Origin of the sequence: Microbacterium sp. B35-30, from assembly GCF_010634855.1 — a bacterium.
GTDB lineage: Bacteria > Actinomycetota > Actinomycetes > Actinomycetales > Microbacteriaceae > Microbacterium.
This window is the reverse complement of the sequence record NZ_MWLQ01000037.1, coordinates 34595-50393: the sequence shown is the minus strand read 5'-3', so window position 1 is coordinate 50393 and position 15799 is coordinate 34595. Positions and strand designations below refer to the sequence as shown.

Genomic DNA, 15799 nt, shown 5'->3' with positions numbered 1-15799 from the left:
TGCCAAACCGATCCGTTGACAATCGCAACGATGCGTGATTCTGTTTATAGACCACACCTCCAACGACGGACGTTGTTCAATGTGTTTCTCACCAGTGTCGGTGCGAAGCTTCGCGGCCGTCTTCCCGAAGTCGAAAGGTGCCGACATGAAGAAGACAATGGTTCTGGCCGCGAGCGTCATGGCAGCCGGGCTGCTCCTGGCGGGATGCGGCGCAAGCCCGAACGCGCGACCGGACGACGGCGGGGCCGCGTCGGATGCGCCCGCCGAACTCGTCTTCGCGGTCGTTCCCACCGATGACAGCGAGGAGCTCGAGAACAGCTTCCTCCCCGTCGTCGCTGCCATCGAGGAGACCACGGGGATCCCGACGCGCATCGAAGCGGTCAGCAGCAACGCGGGAGTCATCGAAGCGCAGGTGGCCGAGCGTGTCGACATCGCGACGTACGGCGCCTTCTCCTACTACCTGGCTGCAGACGTCGCGGACGTGGCACCCATCGCGAAGGACCAGCGCACACCCGAAGCCGGTTCCGGCGCGGTGAACTCCGTGGGCGTCGTCGCACCTGGTTCCGCCATCTCGTCGATCGAGGATGTCGCCGGAAAGAACGTCTGCTTCACCGACCCGGCCTCCACGACCGGCTACCTCACGGCGGCAGCGGCGATGACCGAGGCGGGTATCGACCCCGAGGCCGACATCAGCCCGCTGTTCGTCGGATCGCACGACGTCGCCGTGACGCAGATGCTTGCCGGGGACTGCGACATCGCCTTCGTGGCGGAGACTTTCGTGACGACGATCCTGCCCGATCGAGGCGTCATCGCCGAGGGGGACACCGAGACGGTGTGGACCTCGGATCCGATCCCCGGCACCCCGATCGTGGTCGGCAACTGGCTGAGCGAGGAACTCCGCGACCAGATCGTCGAGGCCGTGACGGAATACAACGCCGTCACCGCATTCGAAGCCGGCCTGTGTGAAGAGCAGAACCGCGAAGCACCCGCCGAATGGGGTGAGGAGTACACCGGGGAGACGGCGTGCAAGTGGGGCGGAACGGGAGCCTTCGCGTTCGAGCCGGCGACCTCATCCGACTACGACGTGATCAACGCCATCTGCCAGACGCTCAAGACCGACGTCTGCCGCGGCGAGGAATGACCCGATGACCGTCCCGGTGATGCAGAAGGCGGCTGGTATGCCCGACAAGAAGACCGCTCCGATCGACGCCGGGACCGTCAGTGTCGCCCTCACCGATGTCAGCATGCGTTTCGGCGACAAGACGGTCCTGAAGGGCGTCGATCTCGAAGTCACCACCGGCCAGTTCGTCGCCCTCGTCGGGCCATCCGGCGCGGGGAAGTCGACGCTGCTGCGTCTCATCAACGGCAGCCATCGGCCGAACGGTGGGGCCTTGTCGGTGCTCGGAGTGAACCCGGCGACATGCGGCCGAGGCGCTCTCCAGCGACTTCGCACCCGCGTGGGATTCGTGTTCCAGCAGTTCGGGCTCGTCGGGCGACTGAGCGCGATGGAGAACGTGCTGATGGGTGCGCTCGGCTCGCTGCGCATGCCGCGCTACGGCATCTCGAGCTACCCCAGGGAACTGCGCGAGCGCGCGGTGGCGAATCTCGACCGTGTAGGACTCCTCGACGAGCGCTACCAGCGTTGCGACACGCTCTCCGGCGGCCAGCAGCAGCGGGTGGCCATCGCACGCACGCTCATGCAGGAGGCCGAGCTCGTGCTCGCGGACGAACCGGTCGCGTCGCTGGATCCCAACGCGAGCGTCTCGGTGCTGCAGACGCTCAAGAAGCTGAGCGCCGAGGACGGCTTCACCGTCATCTGCTCCCTGCACCAGGTCGAGCTCGCCCTGGCCGTGTCGGATCGCGTGGTTGCAGTGAGGAACGGCGCGTTCGTCCACGATGCCCTGACGGCGGACACCACCGAGGAGCAGATCCGCGCCGTGTACCAGCAGGCGAAGCGGGCCTGACATGTCGCTGACCGTCGACCGCCCCCCAGTGAACGCTCCTGCGCATCCGGAGCCCCGCCGTCCCCGCGCGTCGGCCGCGACCGTGGGTATCCCCCTCGCGTACCTCGCCATCACGCTCTTCGGCATGTGGTGGCTCGACATCCGTCCGGCTGCCCTCATCGACGGGCTGGAAGACATCGCAGCTCTGCTGCAGCGCATGGTGCCGCCTACCGTCGGCGATCCCGCGAACCTCGTCACGCTCGCTCTCGAGACGCTGTGGATCGCCATCGCGGGAACCGGCCTCGCCACCATCGCCTCGGTCTTCCTGGGCGCGGTCGCCTCCCGGAACTTCACCGGACCGCGGGTCCTCGGCTGGCTGGCGCGCGGCATCATCATCGTGACTCGCGCTGTCCCCTCGCTGGTATTCGCCCTGATCCTGGTGCGGATCGTCGGGCTGGGCCCATTAGCCGGCGGGCTGGCCATCGCATTCCACTCGGTCGGAATGATCGGCAAGATGTTCGCCGATGTCTTCGAAGAGCAGGATCCCACCCCGCGCGAGGCGGTGGCGGCCGTGGGAGCGAGCCGGTCGCAGAACTTCGTCGCGACGACGCTCAGCCGAGCATTGCCGAGCATCACATCGATCGTGCTGTACCGCCTCGACATCAACATCCGCGCCTCCGCAGTGCTCGGCCTCGTCGGCGCAGGAGGCATCGGGGTGGCGCTGCAGACCGCCATCGGATCGCTCGATTACCAGCGTGCGCTCGGGATCATCCTCGTCATCGTCGTGATGCTGCTCCTGCTCGAGTCCGTGGCCTACCTCGCCCAGCGCGCCCTGGCGGAGCACGCCGAAGAGCACACCACTGCCGAGCTGTACGGAGCCGGACGCACGCCGGCAACGCCGGGATGGAACCGCTCGCGCATCCTGCGCGTGGGCTCCGGTGTCGCAGCGCTCGCCCTTTTCCTCTTCTCACTCGCCCAGCTGTTCGCCGACGCCCCTCGACTGGCGCGGATCTGGGAGAATGCGCTCGCGGTGATCTCGGGGTTCTTTCCGCCCGTCTTCACGCTCGACATCGCCTACGGGATCTTCGAGAGCGTCATCATGGCGATCTCGGCGACCACCTTCGGCGTGATCTTCGGCCTCGTGATCGCCGTCCTGTCGACTCGTCATCTGATCCGCTTCGAGCCGTTGTCCCTCGCACTGCGCGGGCTTATGGTGCTCGTTCGCGGCGTCCCCGACATCATCTACGCCCTCCTGTTCGTCGCCGCACTCGGCCTCGGACCGTTCGCGGGCTTCCTCGCCCTCGCGATCTCGTGCACCGCGCTCGCGGCGAAGTTCTTCACGGACTCGCTCGTCAAGGTCGATCCCGCGCCTCTGCGAAGCCTCGAGGCGACGGGCGCCAACCGCGTGCAGGTGTTCGTCAGCGGTGTGTGGCCTCAGTTCGTGCCGAGCCTCATCGGGAACAGCCTGTTCACCTCCGATCTCGCGCTGCGCGAGTCCGCGGTGCTCGGCATCGTCGGTGCGGGTGGCATCGGCTTCCTCCTCGAGGAGTCGGTGGCCACTCTTCACTACCAGACGACCGCCGGCATCCTCATCGGGCTCGTCGCGGTCGTCGTGAGCCTCGAATCGGTTGCGCGCTGGGCGCGCAGGAAGGTGATCTGATGGCCACGTGCCCCTTCGGCTTCACGTCGCAGGACGAGAGCGCCGTGCCGTCCGCCGCTGCCGACACGCGCACGCGCTCCGAGCGCTCGAGCGAGTGGTCGCCCGCGCTGGACGAGACGTTCGGCAGCGCACACCGCGACTACGCCGAGCTGCGGCGGAGGGATCCATTTCCCTGGAGCGAGGATTTCGGTGGCTTCTGGGCAGCGACGACGTACGACGACGTCGTCGCCATCGCGCAGGACGAGCGGTTCATCACATCGGTGCAGAACGTCGTGCCTCATGTCCCGCGATCCGCGCGCCGCCCACCGTTGCACTTCGACCCTCCTGAGCACACCGCCTATCGTGAGGCGATCGATCCGGTGATGCGCCGCGCGGTCGTGGCGACCCACGAGACGAAGTTCCGCGCGAGCGCCGACGAGCTGGTGAGCGACATGCTCGCTCGTGGGAATGCCGACGGCGTCGCCGACTTCGCCGCACCTTTCGTCGTCGACTGCTTCGCGGCGTTCCTCGGCGTCCCGGTCGAGCTCACGCGGCACGTGCGGGCGATCGGGGTGCGCTACGGATTCGCCATCCAGGACATGGACGACGACATCATCGCCGAGTGCAGCGCCCAGCTCTACGACATCGCCGAACGCGTCTATCACGGGCGTCTCGCCGTGGATCCTGACCCTTCGCGCGACCTCGTCGGCAGCCTGCACGCCGCCGCCATGGATCCCGCGAACCACATCACCGAGCGGACGGCGATCGCGACGATCCGTCAGATGATCGTCGCAGGCATGGGGGCGCCGCAGGCTGTGCTCGGCAGCTGCGTCGTCCACCTCGCGCAGGACCGTGACCTGCAAGAGCACCTGCGACGCCACCCGGAGGATCTCCCCGCGGCCATCGAGGAGTTCCTGCGCCTCCACGCCCCCTACCGGGTCTTCGCGCGCACGCCCAGGGAAGACACGGTGGTGCACGGACGTATGGTGCGCAGGAGCGAACCGGTGGCCCTCGTGTTCCCTTCAGCGAACCGGGATGCTGCGGCCTTCGACCGGCCGGACGAATTCGTCCTGCATCGGAAGAACAATTCGCACCTCGCCTTCGGCCGCGGCGCACACAGATGCCCCGCCGCCACGCTGGGCAGGCTCGAGCTGCTCATCGCACTTCAGGCCCTGCTGGAGCGAACGACGTCGTTCGAGCTGGCCGGCGAAGTCCGGATGATGAACTGGCTCGAGTACGGTCCGCGCGCCGTTCCGCTCGCTCTCGTGCCGGCGAACGTCACGTGACCGGCTGACTGGCACAATCGCTCCATGAGGCCCGCCGACGATCTGCTTCCACGCGACCAGCAGGGCGCCCGTTCGCAGCAGCTTCTCATCGTGCTCCTGGGCGACTATTGGCACCTGCGCGCGGAGCCGATCCCCTCCGCGGCGCTGGTCTCGTTGCTGGAGCTCTTCGACGTGACGCCCGCCGGCGCCCGTGCGGCGATCCAACGCCTCGCGAAGCGCGGATTCCTGGTCAGCGTCAAGAGCGGGAGGACGACCTCCTACTCCGTCTCCCCCATGAGCCAGGAGTCGGTCGACGCCCATGTGGAGCTGCTCTTCCGCAGCCACATTCCTCGCCCGTGGGACAGCACATGGACCGTCGTCGGGTACTCCCTGAGGGAGGACCAGCGAGGCACGCGCAACACCCTGCGAGAGCGGCTGCGGCAGACCGGGTTCGGCAACGTCCACGACGGTCTCTGGATACGGCCCGGAGATCGTCGATCGGAGGTGGACTCGATCGTCGGAGAACTCGCGGTCCAACCGTCAGCGGGGCAGTTGACGGTCTTCGTGGGTGCACATCTGGCCGACGAAAGCGTGACGGCGGTCGCACGCGACGCATTCGGCCTTGACGACATCGCCGCGGCGTATCGGGACTTCACCGACCGGTGGGAGCCGATCGCGGCGGAGATCCGGGAGAGCGGACGTCCACGCCGTCGAGACCCGCACGACGAGCGCGCGCCTCACGACGGTGATGCGCTCCGACTGCGAACGTCGATCATGCGCGAGTGGCGCGAGCTTCGCCACGCAGATCCGATGCTGCCTGAGCCGCTCGTCGGCGACGACTTCCCCTTCGAACGGGCCCTGTCCGTCTGCTCGATGATCTACGACTCGACCGGTCCGGCCGCCGAGGCGGAATTCCGCCGCCTCCTCGAGCCGCACTCCGCGGAGCTGGCCGAGCTGGTGTCGCACCACACGTTCGCCGCCTATGCGGACGTCCCCGCGCCGCGGAATACCTGACGGCGCGCGGCGGCTCGCCCGACGAGCGCTGCGAGACCTCAGCCGACGAGCGCGGCGAAGTCCCGCACCGCGGGGAAGGCGAACTCGCGGTGGCGCTGCGTGAACAGCTCCGCCGAGCGGTCGGCCGGCCAGTCGTCGCCCATGTAGGGCCGCGGCAGGCGCGGGTCGGCGCGCAGCAGGGCGAGCCAGTCGGCGACCAGCAGCGTGCGCGCGGTGAGCGGAGGGAGGTCGGATGCCGCGTCCTCACGCTCCCAGTGCGAGATGAACTCGTCGTGCGCCTCGCGGATGCGCTCGACGTCCCACGCGACCCGCACGGCCTCGACCATGGGGAACCCGTCGAGCTCCGCGGCCGAGAAGGCGTTGACCGATCCCGGCGGCAGGTCGGGGATGATCGCTCCCAGTGCCGCGGCGAGGTCGACCGCACCGGGTGCGATCCACAGCCCGTCGCGGAGCACGGCGAACCCGGACCACGTCAGCGCCGCACGGAGGCGATGGCGAAGGTCCCGCAAGTGCTCGGGAACCGTGTAGGTGACAAGAGTCCAGCCGTCGCCCTGGGGTTCGAACGGCGCGGGGCCGTTGACACGACCGGATGCCTCGCGCAGCACCTCGCTGCCGTGCCCGGTGAGCACGAACCCGATCTCACGACCCAGGCGCCGGCGCTCCAGCAGCCCGCTGTGCACCATGCGGTCGAGGTTGGTCCGCACCGCGGACGCGGCGACCCCGGCGCTCTCCAGCGCGCCGATCAGCACGCTGGCGCGGAGCGGCTCGAAGTACCGGTCGCACACGTACTCGCCGAAGAACGCCAGGAGCAGCTGCCGCGGCTTGCGCGTGAGCACCGACGTCTCAACGGCCGCGACACCCGGCATCGCGACGGCCGCCTTGGCGGTCGCGATGCTCATGCGGCCTCCGGGCGCACGGCCTCGCCGCGCTTCGCGCGCTGGATCTGCTCGTACACGTGGGTGCGCAGCTCGGTGAAGCGGGGCAGCGCGCGCGTCGTGATCTGGTCGCGCTCGGGCGCGAGGTCGATGGCGAGGTCTTCCTGCACCCAGGTCGGCGACTTCGACAGCACGATCACGCGCTCGCCCAGGTACACCGACTCGTCGATGTCGTGCGTCACGAACAGGATCGACATGCCGCGCTCGCGATGCAGCGTGCGCACCAGGTCTTCGAGGTCGGCGCGCGTCTGCGCGTCGACCGCGGCGAAGGGCTCGTCCATGATGAGCACCTCGGGCTGATACGCGACGGCGCGGGCGATGGCGACGCGCTGCTGCATGCCGCCGGAGAGCTGCCACGGGTAGCTCTTGGTAGCGTGCTCGAGCCCGACGGCGGTGAGCGCGTCGTCGACGAGCCGGTCCCGGTCGGTGCGGCTGAGCTTCTTGTGCTTCAGCGGCAGCTCGACGTTCCCGCGGACGGTGAGCCACGGGTAGAGGCTGCGGCCGTACTCCTGGAAGACCAGCGCCATGTTGGGCGGGGGGCCGGTCACCTTCCGGCCGCCGAGCTCGATGACCCCCGACGTGGGCTTCAGCAGTCCGGCGATGCACTTCAGCAGCGTCGTCTTGCCGCACCCCGACGGGCCGACGATGCACACCAGCTCACCGGCATCCATCCGGAATCCGATGTCGCCGATCGCCTCGACGTTCCCGGTCGACGACTCGTACACCTTGCGCAGCTTCTCGACGTTCAGCAGCGGCTCACTCTTGCGCAGCGCGTCAGGCACGCTCCACCTCCTTGATTCCGTGGTACCAGCGAAGCACGCGCCGCTCGACGAACCCGAAGATCACGGCGAGCAGGATGCCGATGAGGCCGAGCAGCACGATGCCGCTCCACATCTCGGCGATGAGGTAGTTGCGCTGGAAGAAGACGATCCGATAGCCGAGGCCCGAGGACGAGAAGAACATCTCGGAGATCACCATGAGGATGAGCGCGATCGAGAGGCACTGCCGCACACCCGTCATGATCCGCGGGCTCGCCGCCGGAAGCACGAGGTACCGCAGCCGCTCACCCGAGGTCACCGCGAACGACCTCGCGGTCTCGGTCATCACCGAGTCCGTCGAACGCACGCCCTCGATGGTGTTCAGCAGCACGGGCCAGATCGCACCGGCGACGATCACGACGACCTTCATGAGGTCGTTCGCGCCGACGAGCACGGCCACGATCGGGATGAGCACCGGCGGCGGCACCGCGCGGAAGAACTCGAACACCGGCTCGAGCAGCTCCCGCAGCCACTGCACCAGGCCGATGACGATGCCCGCCGCGATGCCGAGGCCGACCGCCAGCACGATGCCGATTGCGAGCCGGCCGAGGCTCGGCAGCACGTCGTCGAAGAACGCCGGCCCCACCCAGGTCTCGATGAACGCCTCGGCGATGACGAGCGGGCTCGGGAAGAACGGGGCGGGCGAGACCGACGACCAGATGCCCCACACCACAAGCAGGAGGATGGGCAGCCCGAGCGCGTAGGCGGTGTTCTCGCCGAACTTCGCCCATACCCGGGACGGGCGGCGCGGCGTGACGACGGTGCTCGTGTAGAGGGTCACAGGACCTCCTCCCCTCGGATGGACTGGTGCCAGGACAGCGACCGGCGCTCGATCGCGCGGAAGATGAGGTTGACGAGGAGGCCCAGCATGCCGGTCACGATGACGAGGGCATACACCGTCGTCCACTGCCCCGACTCTCGAGCCAGCATGATCGCGCGCCCGAGGCCGGGGATGCTGATGAACATCTCGGCGGTGATGGCCAGGATCAGCGCGACGGTCGCGGCGAGCCGGAGGCCCGTCATGAGGTACGGCAGCGCGGTGGGGAAGACCAGGTTCACGATCCGCGATCCCCGCGACAGCCCGAAGCTGCGAGCCGTGTCGCGGGCGACGGCGTCGACGTCGGCGACGCCGTAGAGCACCTGGATGAACACCTGCCAGAAGCTCGCGTACACGATGATGAGGAGCGCCGCCTGCAGCTGATAGCCGAACATGAGGATCGCGAGCGGAATGAGCGCGACCGACGGGATCGGCCGCAGGAACTCCACCGTGGTGTGGGTGGCGCGACGGAGGAACGGCACCAGGCCGATGACCGTGCCGAGCACGACGGCGAGCACCGTCGCGATCACGAGGCCCAGCGCCCAGGACGTCAGCGTGCGGCCGACGTTGCGCCAGAACTCCAGATCGCCGAAGAGCACGAACAGCTGCGCGATCGTCTCGGTCGCGGTGGGGAAGTACGCCGGGTTCACGATCCCGAGCGTCGGCAGCAGCTGCCACGTCGCCAGGAACCCGATGATGCCGGCCACGCCGAGCACGAGCTTGCGCAGGGTGCGGTGCTGCCGGGCGTGGGGCGTCGTGGCGACGGTCGCGGGTGCGTCAGCGGTGGCGGTCACGGTACCTCCGATCGGTGCGGTCGGGTCGTGCGGGCGTCGGTGCGACGCTCCACGAGGTGAGGGAGGGAGGGAGGGGGCGAGCGGATGCTGCGCCGCGAGGGGGGGCTCACGCGCCCGACGCTTCGCGCGACGATGCGTGGCGGGTGAGCGGATGCCGCGAGGTGCGGCATCCGATCACCCTTACGTCCGTGCTATTGCTGCTGGAGCAGCCGGTCGAAGTCGGGCTCGGCCTCGATGTAGGCGTACTCGACCGCCAGTGTGCCGAGGTCCTCGATGCCGGCGTCGGCGAGGTCCCACGTGAACGTGGGGAGCGTGATGCCGGCAGCGGCCTCCTCGGGGATCTCGAGGTTGGTCGCGATCGCGGCGCGGACTGCATCCTCGTTCTCGCTCGCCCACTCCAGGGCCTCCGACATCGCGGCCGAGTAGTCGGCGACGAGCTCGGGGTCCTCGTCGAGGAGCGCCTGCGTCGTGATGTTGGTGAGCACCGAGAGCCCGGGGATCGTCGCCTGGTACGGCGCGACCACCGAGACTCCGCCGTCGCCGAGCACCATGCCGCGGAACGGGTCGGGCGCCCACGCGGCGTCCATGGTGCCGGCGGCGAGCTGCGCGGGCACGTCGGGGAATGCGACCTCGACGAACTCGATCGTCGAGGGGTCGCCGCCGTCATCCTCGACGGCCTTGCGGATCGTGAGGTCTCCGGCGGCGCCGATGGTGTTCACCGAGACCTTCTTGCCGGCGAGGTCGGCCGGTCGCATGATGCCGGAGTCACCCAGCGCGACCACCGCGTTGACGTCGTCGCCCTCGGCGAGGCTGTTGGCGTAGTTGCCGACGATCACGACTCCGAGATCCTGCACGTCGGCCCGGATGGGGCCGAACGGCTGGCCGATGGCGAACTGGATGTCGCCGCTCAGGAGCGCCGGGATGGCGTTGGCGCCGCCCTGCGCGGGGACGACCTCGATCTCGAGACCGTGGTCTTCGAAGATGCCCTCGTCGATGGCGGCCCAGAGTGCGCCGCTCTCGGCGATCGGCAGCGCGGCGACGCGGACAGGCGTGAGCTCCCCGCCGCCGGCGTCATCGGTGGCGGTGGTGGACGGGTCGGCTGCGGAATCGGTGCAGCCGCTCAGCGCGAGCGCGGCGGCGGCGAGAACGCCGAGGGTGGCAAGACTCTTCTTCATTGACGGGCCTCTCAGGAGCGGGTGCTGTGGGCACCGGCGGCCGCGTCCGTCCGACGGGAGTCGGCGTCGGCACCGCGGCGTGCCGGACACAGTCATCGTGCGCCACTCCGGATCGATTGTCAATGCTTTTGTGACGCCCGTCACAGATTGCATGAACTAGGCGCGGACCTCGGGCGTCGGCATCCGCTCAATGGAAACCGCCGACTGCGCGGAGGTCCGCGCCGCGCAGGATGGGTGCGCACGCACAGCGTGCCTATTGCCATTACCTATGGTGATAGGTATTCTCTGGATACCGCGATGCAGTGACGCACGCGGAAGAGGAAAGGACCTCCCTCATGGCCCATGCGACCCCCGCATCGCCCTCCGCGGCGGCTCTCGTCGACGGCTTCTCCCTGGAGATGACCGGCAAGGACCTCGCCGGTCTCGAAGAGGCACGCGACACGATCCCGCAGGGGACGAAGGTCAACGTGACGTTCCTCGGCAACGAGGACCTCGAGATGCGCGTCGCGGCCGCGAAGGCCGTCAAGGAGATGGGTTTCGTCCCCGTCCCCCACATCTCGGCACGGCGGCTGAAGTCGCAGGATGAGCTCGAGGAGTTCCTCGGGCGCCTGCAGGAGGTCGGCGCGACCGAGCACGTGTTCGCCGTCGGCGGCGACCCCGCCGAGCCCGAGGGCCCGTACCCCGACGCGCTGACCGTGATCCGCTCGGGCGTGCTCCAGCAGTTCGGGGTGCGCGAGGTGTCGATCGCCGGCTACCCCGAGGGCCACCCCGACATCCCGGCCGACGTGCTGTGGCGCCACCTCGACGAGAAGGCGCTCACGCTGGCGCAGCAGGGAATGGATGCCGTCATCCTGACCCAGTTCGCCTTCGACACCGATCCCGTGATGACGTGGATCGGGCAGGTCCGCGACCGCGGCATCGACGCGCCGATCCGCATCGGCACGCCCGGACCGGCCGGCATCAAGCGGCTGATCGGCTTCGCGCGCCGGTTCGGCGTGGGCGCCAACGCGATGATCGTGAAGAAGTACGGGTTCTCGCTCACCAACCTCATGGGCACCGCCGGCCCCGACCGCTTCGTGTCCGACCTCGCGGCGCTGCTCACGGACCCTTCGACAGGCTCAGGGACCGGGGGTGGCTCCGGCGACGTGAAGCTGCACTTCTACACGTTCGGCGGCCTGCTCGCGACGTCGCAGTGGGCGCGGGAGTTCGTCGCCTCACAGTCCTCCGGAGCGCGCCGATGACGGCCCACCTCGACGCGCACCGCGACCACGCCTGCTTGACCGTGCACGGTCCCGACCAGCCGGGGATCGTCGCCGCCGTGACCGCCCTGGTCACGCGCGTCGGCGGGAACATCGTCACACTCGACCAGTACTCCGACAACCCCGAGGGCGGCGAGTTCTTCCAGCGCGTGGTGTTCCATCGCCCCGACCTGCAGGCGGCACTGCCCGACATCGAGGCCGACCTCGACAAGACCCTCGGGCCGCTGAAGCTCGAGTGGCGCGTCACCGACCAGTCCATCCCGAAGCGGATGGCGATCCTCGCCTCCACATCCGACCACTGCCTGCTCGAACTGCTCTGGCGGCACCGTCGCGGCGAGCTGCCGGTGACGATCCCGATGGTCATCTCCAACCACACCAACACCGCGGAGGATGTCCGGGCCTTCGGCATGCCGTTCTTCCACGTGCCCTCGCAGGGCGCCGACAAGTCCGCCGCCGAGGCCAAGATCGTCGAGCTGCTGAAGGGCAACGTCGACTTCGTCGTGCTGGCCCGGTACATGCAGATCCTCTCCGACTCGTTCCTGGACGAGGTCGGGGTGCCGGTGATCAACATCCACCACTCGTTCCTGCCGGCGTTCATCGGCGCCGCTCCCTACCGCAAGGCCAAGGAGCGGGGCGTCAAGCTCATCGGCGCGACCAGCCACTACGTCACCGCCGACCTCGACGAGGGCCCGATCATCGAGCAGGACGTCGCACGCGTCACCCACGCGATGACGGCCGGAGACCTGCAGGCCCGCGGCGCGTACGTCGAGCGCGCCGTGCTGTCACGGGCGGTGCAATGGCACGCCGAGGACCGCGTGATCCGCCACGGCAACAGCACCATCGTGTTCACCTAGCCCCCGGTCGTCGAGCGAGCGAAGCGAGACGAAACGCTCGGCCCGAGGCATCCGTCCCATAACCACACCCCACGAACAGAGAGGTTCATCATGGCGAAGAATCTGCAGGAGCTGCTCGACGGCCACAACGCCGTCGAGATGCTGCGCAACTCGCAGATCGGCTCGTACATCTATCCGGTCGTCCCCGCGGACTTCCAGAACTGGATCAAGGAGCAGAAGGCGTGGCGCGACACCGCCGTGCTCTACGACCAGTCGCACCACATGGACAATGTGTTCCTCAAGGGCTCGGATGCCATCCGGCTGATCTCCGACACGGCCATCAACTCCGTGGCGACCTTCCCCGTGAACCGCGCGAAGCAGTACGTGCCGACGACCGCGTCGGGCCACGTCATCGGCGACGGCATCCTCTTCCACGAGGCCGAGGACGAGTACGTGTACGTCGGCCGCGCGCCCGCGTCGAACTGGCTGCTCTACCACGGTGAGACCGGGGGCTATTCGAACCTCGACGTCACCGTCGACCGCCGCTCCCCCTCGCGCCCGTACGGCGACGCCGTGAGCCGGCGCTACTACCGGTTCCAGATCCAGGGGCCGGCCGCGTGGCAGGTGATCGAGAAGCTCAACGGCGGGCCGCTCGAGCAGCTGAAGTTCTTCAGCATGTCGGAGATGCAGATCGGCGGCGCGAACGTCCGCACCCTGCGCCACGGCATGGCAGGTGCCCCCGGCCTCGAGGTCTGGGGCCCTTACGAGGACCACCACCGCGTCCGCGACATCATCGTCGAGGCCGGCGCCGAGTTCGGGCTGGTGCCCGTCGGGTCGCGCGCCTACCCGTCGAACACGCTGGAGTCGGGCTGGATCCCCTCGCCGCTGCCCGCGATCTACTCCGGCGAGGAGGAGCGCGGCTACCGCGAGTGGCTCGGCGTCGACAGCTACGAGGCCACGGGCACGCTCGCGGGCTCGTTCGTCTCGGACGACATCGAGGACTACTACCTCACGCCGTGGGAGCTCGGCTACGGCTCGTTCGTGAAGTTCGACCACGACTTCATCGGCCGCGACGCCCTCGAGAAGATCGACCCGGCGACGCAGCGCCGCAAGGTCACGCTCGCGTGGAACGCCGAGGACGTCACGAAGATCTTCGCGTCGCTCTTCGACGTCGAGGGCGACAGCTACAAGTTCTTCGACCTGCCGCTGGCCAACTACGGGTCTGCGAACTACGACTCGGTGACGGATGCCGGAGGCGACGTCGTCGGCTTCTCGATGTTCACCGGGTACAGCGCCAACGAGAAGCGCGCGCTCTCGCTCGCCACGGTCAACCCCGACGTGCCCGAGGGCGCCGAGGTGACGGTGGTGTGGGGCGAGCCCGACGGCGGCACGAAGAAGGCCTCCGTCGAGCCGCACAAGCAGCTCGAGGTGCGCGCGGTGGTCTCCCCGGTGCCGTACTCGACGGTCGTCCGTCAGAGCTACCAAGGCGGCTGGCGCACCGGGTATCAAGAGTCCGCCTGAGATCGAACGCCAACGACCCGTCCGGTCGTTGAGCGAGCGAGCGACGTGGTCGTTGAGCGAGCTTGCGAGTCGAAACGCAGAGACGAGACGCGCCTGCCCATCTCGGAGGCTGAGAACGTTTCGTCTCGCTTCGCTCGCTCAACGACCGGGACCGCCCCGCTAACCTCGGGAAGGCGAAGGGAGTCGCATGAGTCTGCGGTACGCGCTGTTGGCGATCCTGCGGGTGGGCCCGCTGTCGGGGTACGACCTGCAGAAGCAGTTCCACCAGTCCGTCGGCCACGTGTGGCACGCGCCCGACTCTCAGATCTACCCCGAGCTGCGCAAGATGGAGGAGCTCGGCCTCATCGAGGGCGAAGAGCAGGCGCGCGGCGAGCGCGGCACGCGCCGCATGTACCACGTGACGGATGCCGGAAACCGCGCCTTCTTCGACTGGATGGCCTCTCCCCTCGACTACCAGCGCGTGCGCGACCCCGCGCACCTGCGGGCGGCCTACCTCGAGGCGACCACGCCCGAGGCGGCCCGCACCTTCCTGGAGCGCCACATCGCGCAGTGGGAGAGCGAGCTGGCGCAGTGGGAGGGCGAGCTGGAGCGCATCGACGCGATCGCCAACCCCATGCTCGTTCGCCGGCTCGCCGTGACGGCGGATGCCGATCGCGAGCGCACCATCGCCTACAAGCGCTTCGCGTACGAGGGCCTCGTCGAACGCGCGCAGGCCGAGATCGCCTGGGCCCGCCGCGGCCTGGAGCTGATCGACCGCCTGGAAGGCGCCGAGGCCCAGTCGGCGACCGGTACCTGATTCCCGGTCGTTGAGCCGAGGGCGCTCTCGCGCCCGTAGGCGAAGCGCCACGGCCCGACGACTGCGCCGGGTGCAGGCGTTTCGTCTCGCTCGTTCCTCGCTCGCTCAACAACCGAGAGAAACGGTCCCGGTCGTTGAACGACCGAGAGAAAGGGTTCCGGTAGTTGAGCGAGGGCGCTCTCGCGCCCGTAGGCGAAGCGCCACGGCCCGACGACTGCGCCGGGTGCAGGCGTTTCGTCTCGCTCGTTCCTCGCTCGCTCAACGACCGAGAGAAGGGTTCCGGTCGTTGAGCGAGGGAGCGCCAGCGACCGAGACGAAACGCCTCGGACGCGGTCGCAACCCCTGGCATCGCGAAGGCTCGCGCCCGCGGCCGCTCACTCGGGCGGACCCGGGAGCGCACCGAGCCGGGCGGGAAGCCCGTCCCGGCTAGGCTGGGAGTGTGTCGATGGAAAGCCCAGATCCGCGCGGAACGCCCGCCACCGACCGGCTCAACTACACGGCATACCGTCTGGCCCGCGCCCTCAACCGCGCCGCCGAGAACACCGCCCTCGCGCACGGCGTGACTCTCGCACAGCTCCTCATCCTGCAGGTGCTCGGCGAAGGCGTGCCGTTGTCGAACGCGCAGGTCGCCCGTCGCACGTTCGTCAGCTCTCAGGCGGCGCATGTGGTGTCGGCTGAACTACTCGAGTCAGGTCTCATCGAGCGCGTCGAGCATCCCACGAACCGACGTGTGCGGCTGGTGCGGCTGAGCGAAACCGGCTGGGACACGCTCGCCAAGTGCGAGGGCGAGATCCGCGAGCGCGAGGATCGGCTTGCCGACATCATCGGCCCCGACCTCGGGCGGTCCCTCGCCGAGGTGCTCGATCGCGCCGCCGATACCCTCGCCGGCGGCTACTTCGGAGATGCGGATGCCGAGGCCGAGGCGGTCGCCAAGCGCCGACGCCCCAGCAAAGGATCGGGTCTGACTCCGTCCTGAAGCGGCGGCCCGGG

The 15799-nt window shown here is 68.8% G+C and carries 15 protein-coding genes; 10 read left to right on the top strand and 5 right to left on the bottom strand.

Translation table 11 applies throughout. From position 1 onward, the window contains the following. Positions 1-145 precede the first annotated feature (145 nt). The 5 genes from phnD (at position 146) to B2K11_RS17815 (ending at position 5861) form a co-directional block, all read left to right on the top strand. The gene (phnD, locus tag B2K11_RS17835; RefSeq protein ID WP_163620359.1) at positions 146-1141 is read left to right on the top strand and encodes a phosphate/phosphite/phosphonate ABC transporter substrate-binding protein; all 996 of its coding nucleotides are present in this window, start codon (positions 146-148) and stop codon (positions 1139-1141) included. A 4-nt stretch (positions 1142-1145) separates the two neighbouring features. Beyond that, on the top strand, positions 1146-1964 hold the full coding sequence (locus tag B2K11_RS17830; RefSeq protein ID WP_163620357.1) for a phosphonate ABC transporter ATP-binding protein: 819 nt from the start codon (positions 1146-1148) through the stop codon (positions 1962-1964). A gap of 82 nt (positions 1965-2046) precedes the next feature. After that, positions 2047-3603, top strand: a complete 1557-nt coding sequence (gene phnE / locus B2K11_RS17825; protein WP_163620355.1) for a phosphonate ABC transporter, permease protein PhnE — start codon at positions 2047-2049, stop codon at positions 3601-3603. Beyond that, entirely contained in the window at positions 3603-4868 is a 1266-nt protein-coding gene (locus B2K11_RS17820) for a cytochrome P450 (RefSeq protein ID WP_163620353.1), read from the top strand. The genes phnE and B2K11_RS17820 overlap by 1 nt, the downstream gene beginning before the upstream one ends. A gap of 24 nt (positions 4869-4892) precedes the next feature. Further along, complete coding sequence (locus B2K11_RS17815) at positions 4893-5861, top strand: PaaX family transcriptional regulator C-terminal domain-containing protein (protein ID WP_163620351.1); 969 nt, start codon at positions 4893-4895, stop codon at positions 5859-5861. A 38-nt stretch (positions 5862-5899) separates the two neighbouring features. Here B2K11_RS17815 and B2K11_RS17810 read toward each other — a convergent pair whose 3' ends face one another. From B2K11_RS17810 to B2K11_RS17790, 5 genes are all read right to left on the bottom strand, one after another. Further along, entirely contained in the window at positions 5900-6760 is an 861-nt protein-coding gene (locus B2K11_RS17810) for a PaaX family transcriptional regulator C-terminal domain-containing protein (protein WP_239526229.1), read from the bottom strand. Then, a complete protein-coding gene (locus B2K11_RS17805; RefSeq protein ID WP_163620350.1) occupies positions 6757-7578 on the bottom strand; it encodes an ABC transporter ATP-binding protein in 822 nt (273 codons plus the stop codon). The genes B2K11_RS17810 and B2K11_RS17805 overlap by 4 nt, the downstream gene beginning before the upstream one ends. Further along, on the bottom strand, positions 7571-8395 hold the full coding sequence (locus B2K11_RS17800) for an ABC transporter permease (protein ID WP_163620348.1): 825 nt from the start codon (positions 8393-8395) through the stop codon (positions 7571-7573). Before B2K11_RS17800 ends, B2K11_RS17805 begins: the two co-directional genes overlap by 8 nt. Then, entirely contained in the window at positions 8392-9225 is an 834-nt protein-coding gene (locus B2K11_RS17795; RefSeq protein ID WP_163620346.1) for an ABC transporter permease, read from the bottom strand. Before B2K11_RS17795 ends, B2K11_RS17800 begins: the two co-directional genes overlap by 4 nt. Positions 9226-9416: 191 nt before the next feature. Further along, a complete protein-coding gene (locus tag B2K11_RS17790) occupies positions 9417-10400 on the bottom strand; it encodes an ABC transporter substrate-binding protein (protein WP_163620344.1) in 984 nt (327 codons plus the stop codon). Positions 10401-10735: 335 nt separating this feature from the next. On the opposite strand from B2K11_RS17790, the gene B2K11_RS17785 reads away from it, so the two are divergent. From B2K11_RS17785 to B2K11_RS17765, 5 genes are all read left to right on the top strand, one after another. Continuing rightward, positions 10736-11641 (top strand): methylenetetrahydrofolate reductase, encoded by a 906-nt coding sequence (locus tag B2K11_RS17785; RefSeq protein ID WP_163620342.1) that lies wholly within the window; start codon positions 10736-10738, stop codon positions 11639-11641. Then, positions 11638-12513 carry a formyltetrahydrofolate deformylase gene (purU, locus tag B2K11_RS17780; protein ID WP_163620340.1) on the top strand — a complete coding sequence of 292 codons (876 nt, stop codon included), beginning with the start codon at positions 11638-11640 and terminating at the stop codon, positions 12511-12513. The genes B2K11_RS17785 and purU overlap by 4 nt, the downstream gene beginning before the upstream one ends. A 90-nt stretch (positions 12514-12603) precedes the next feature. Continuing rightward, positions 12604-14013 (top strand): aminomethyl transferase family protein, encoded by a 1410-nt coding sequence (locus B2K11_RS17775; RefSeq protein WP_163620338.1) that lies wholly within the window; start codon positions 12604-12606, stop codon positions 14011-14013. 187 nt (positions 14014-14200) lie between these two features. Then, a complete protein-coding gene (locus B2K11_RS17770; RefSeq protein WP_163620336.1) occupies positions 14201-14809 on the top strand; it encodes a helix-turn-helix transcriptional regulator in 609 nt (202 codons plus the stop codon). A gap of 445 nt (positions 14810-15254) precedes the next feature. Beyond that, positions 15255-15785 carry a MarR family transcriptional regulator gene (locus tag B2K11_RS17765; protein ID WP_239526232.1) on the top strand — a complete coding sequence of 177 codons (531 nt, stop codon included), beginning with the start codon at positions 15255-15257 and terminating at the stop codon, positions 15783-15785. Positions 15786-15799: the final 14 nt, after the last annotated feature.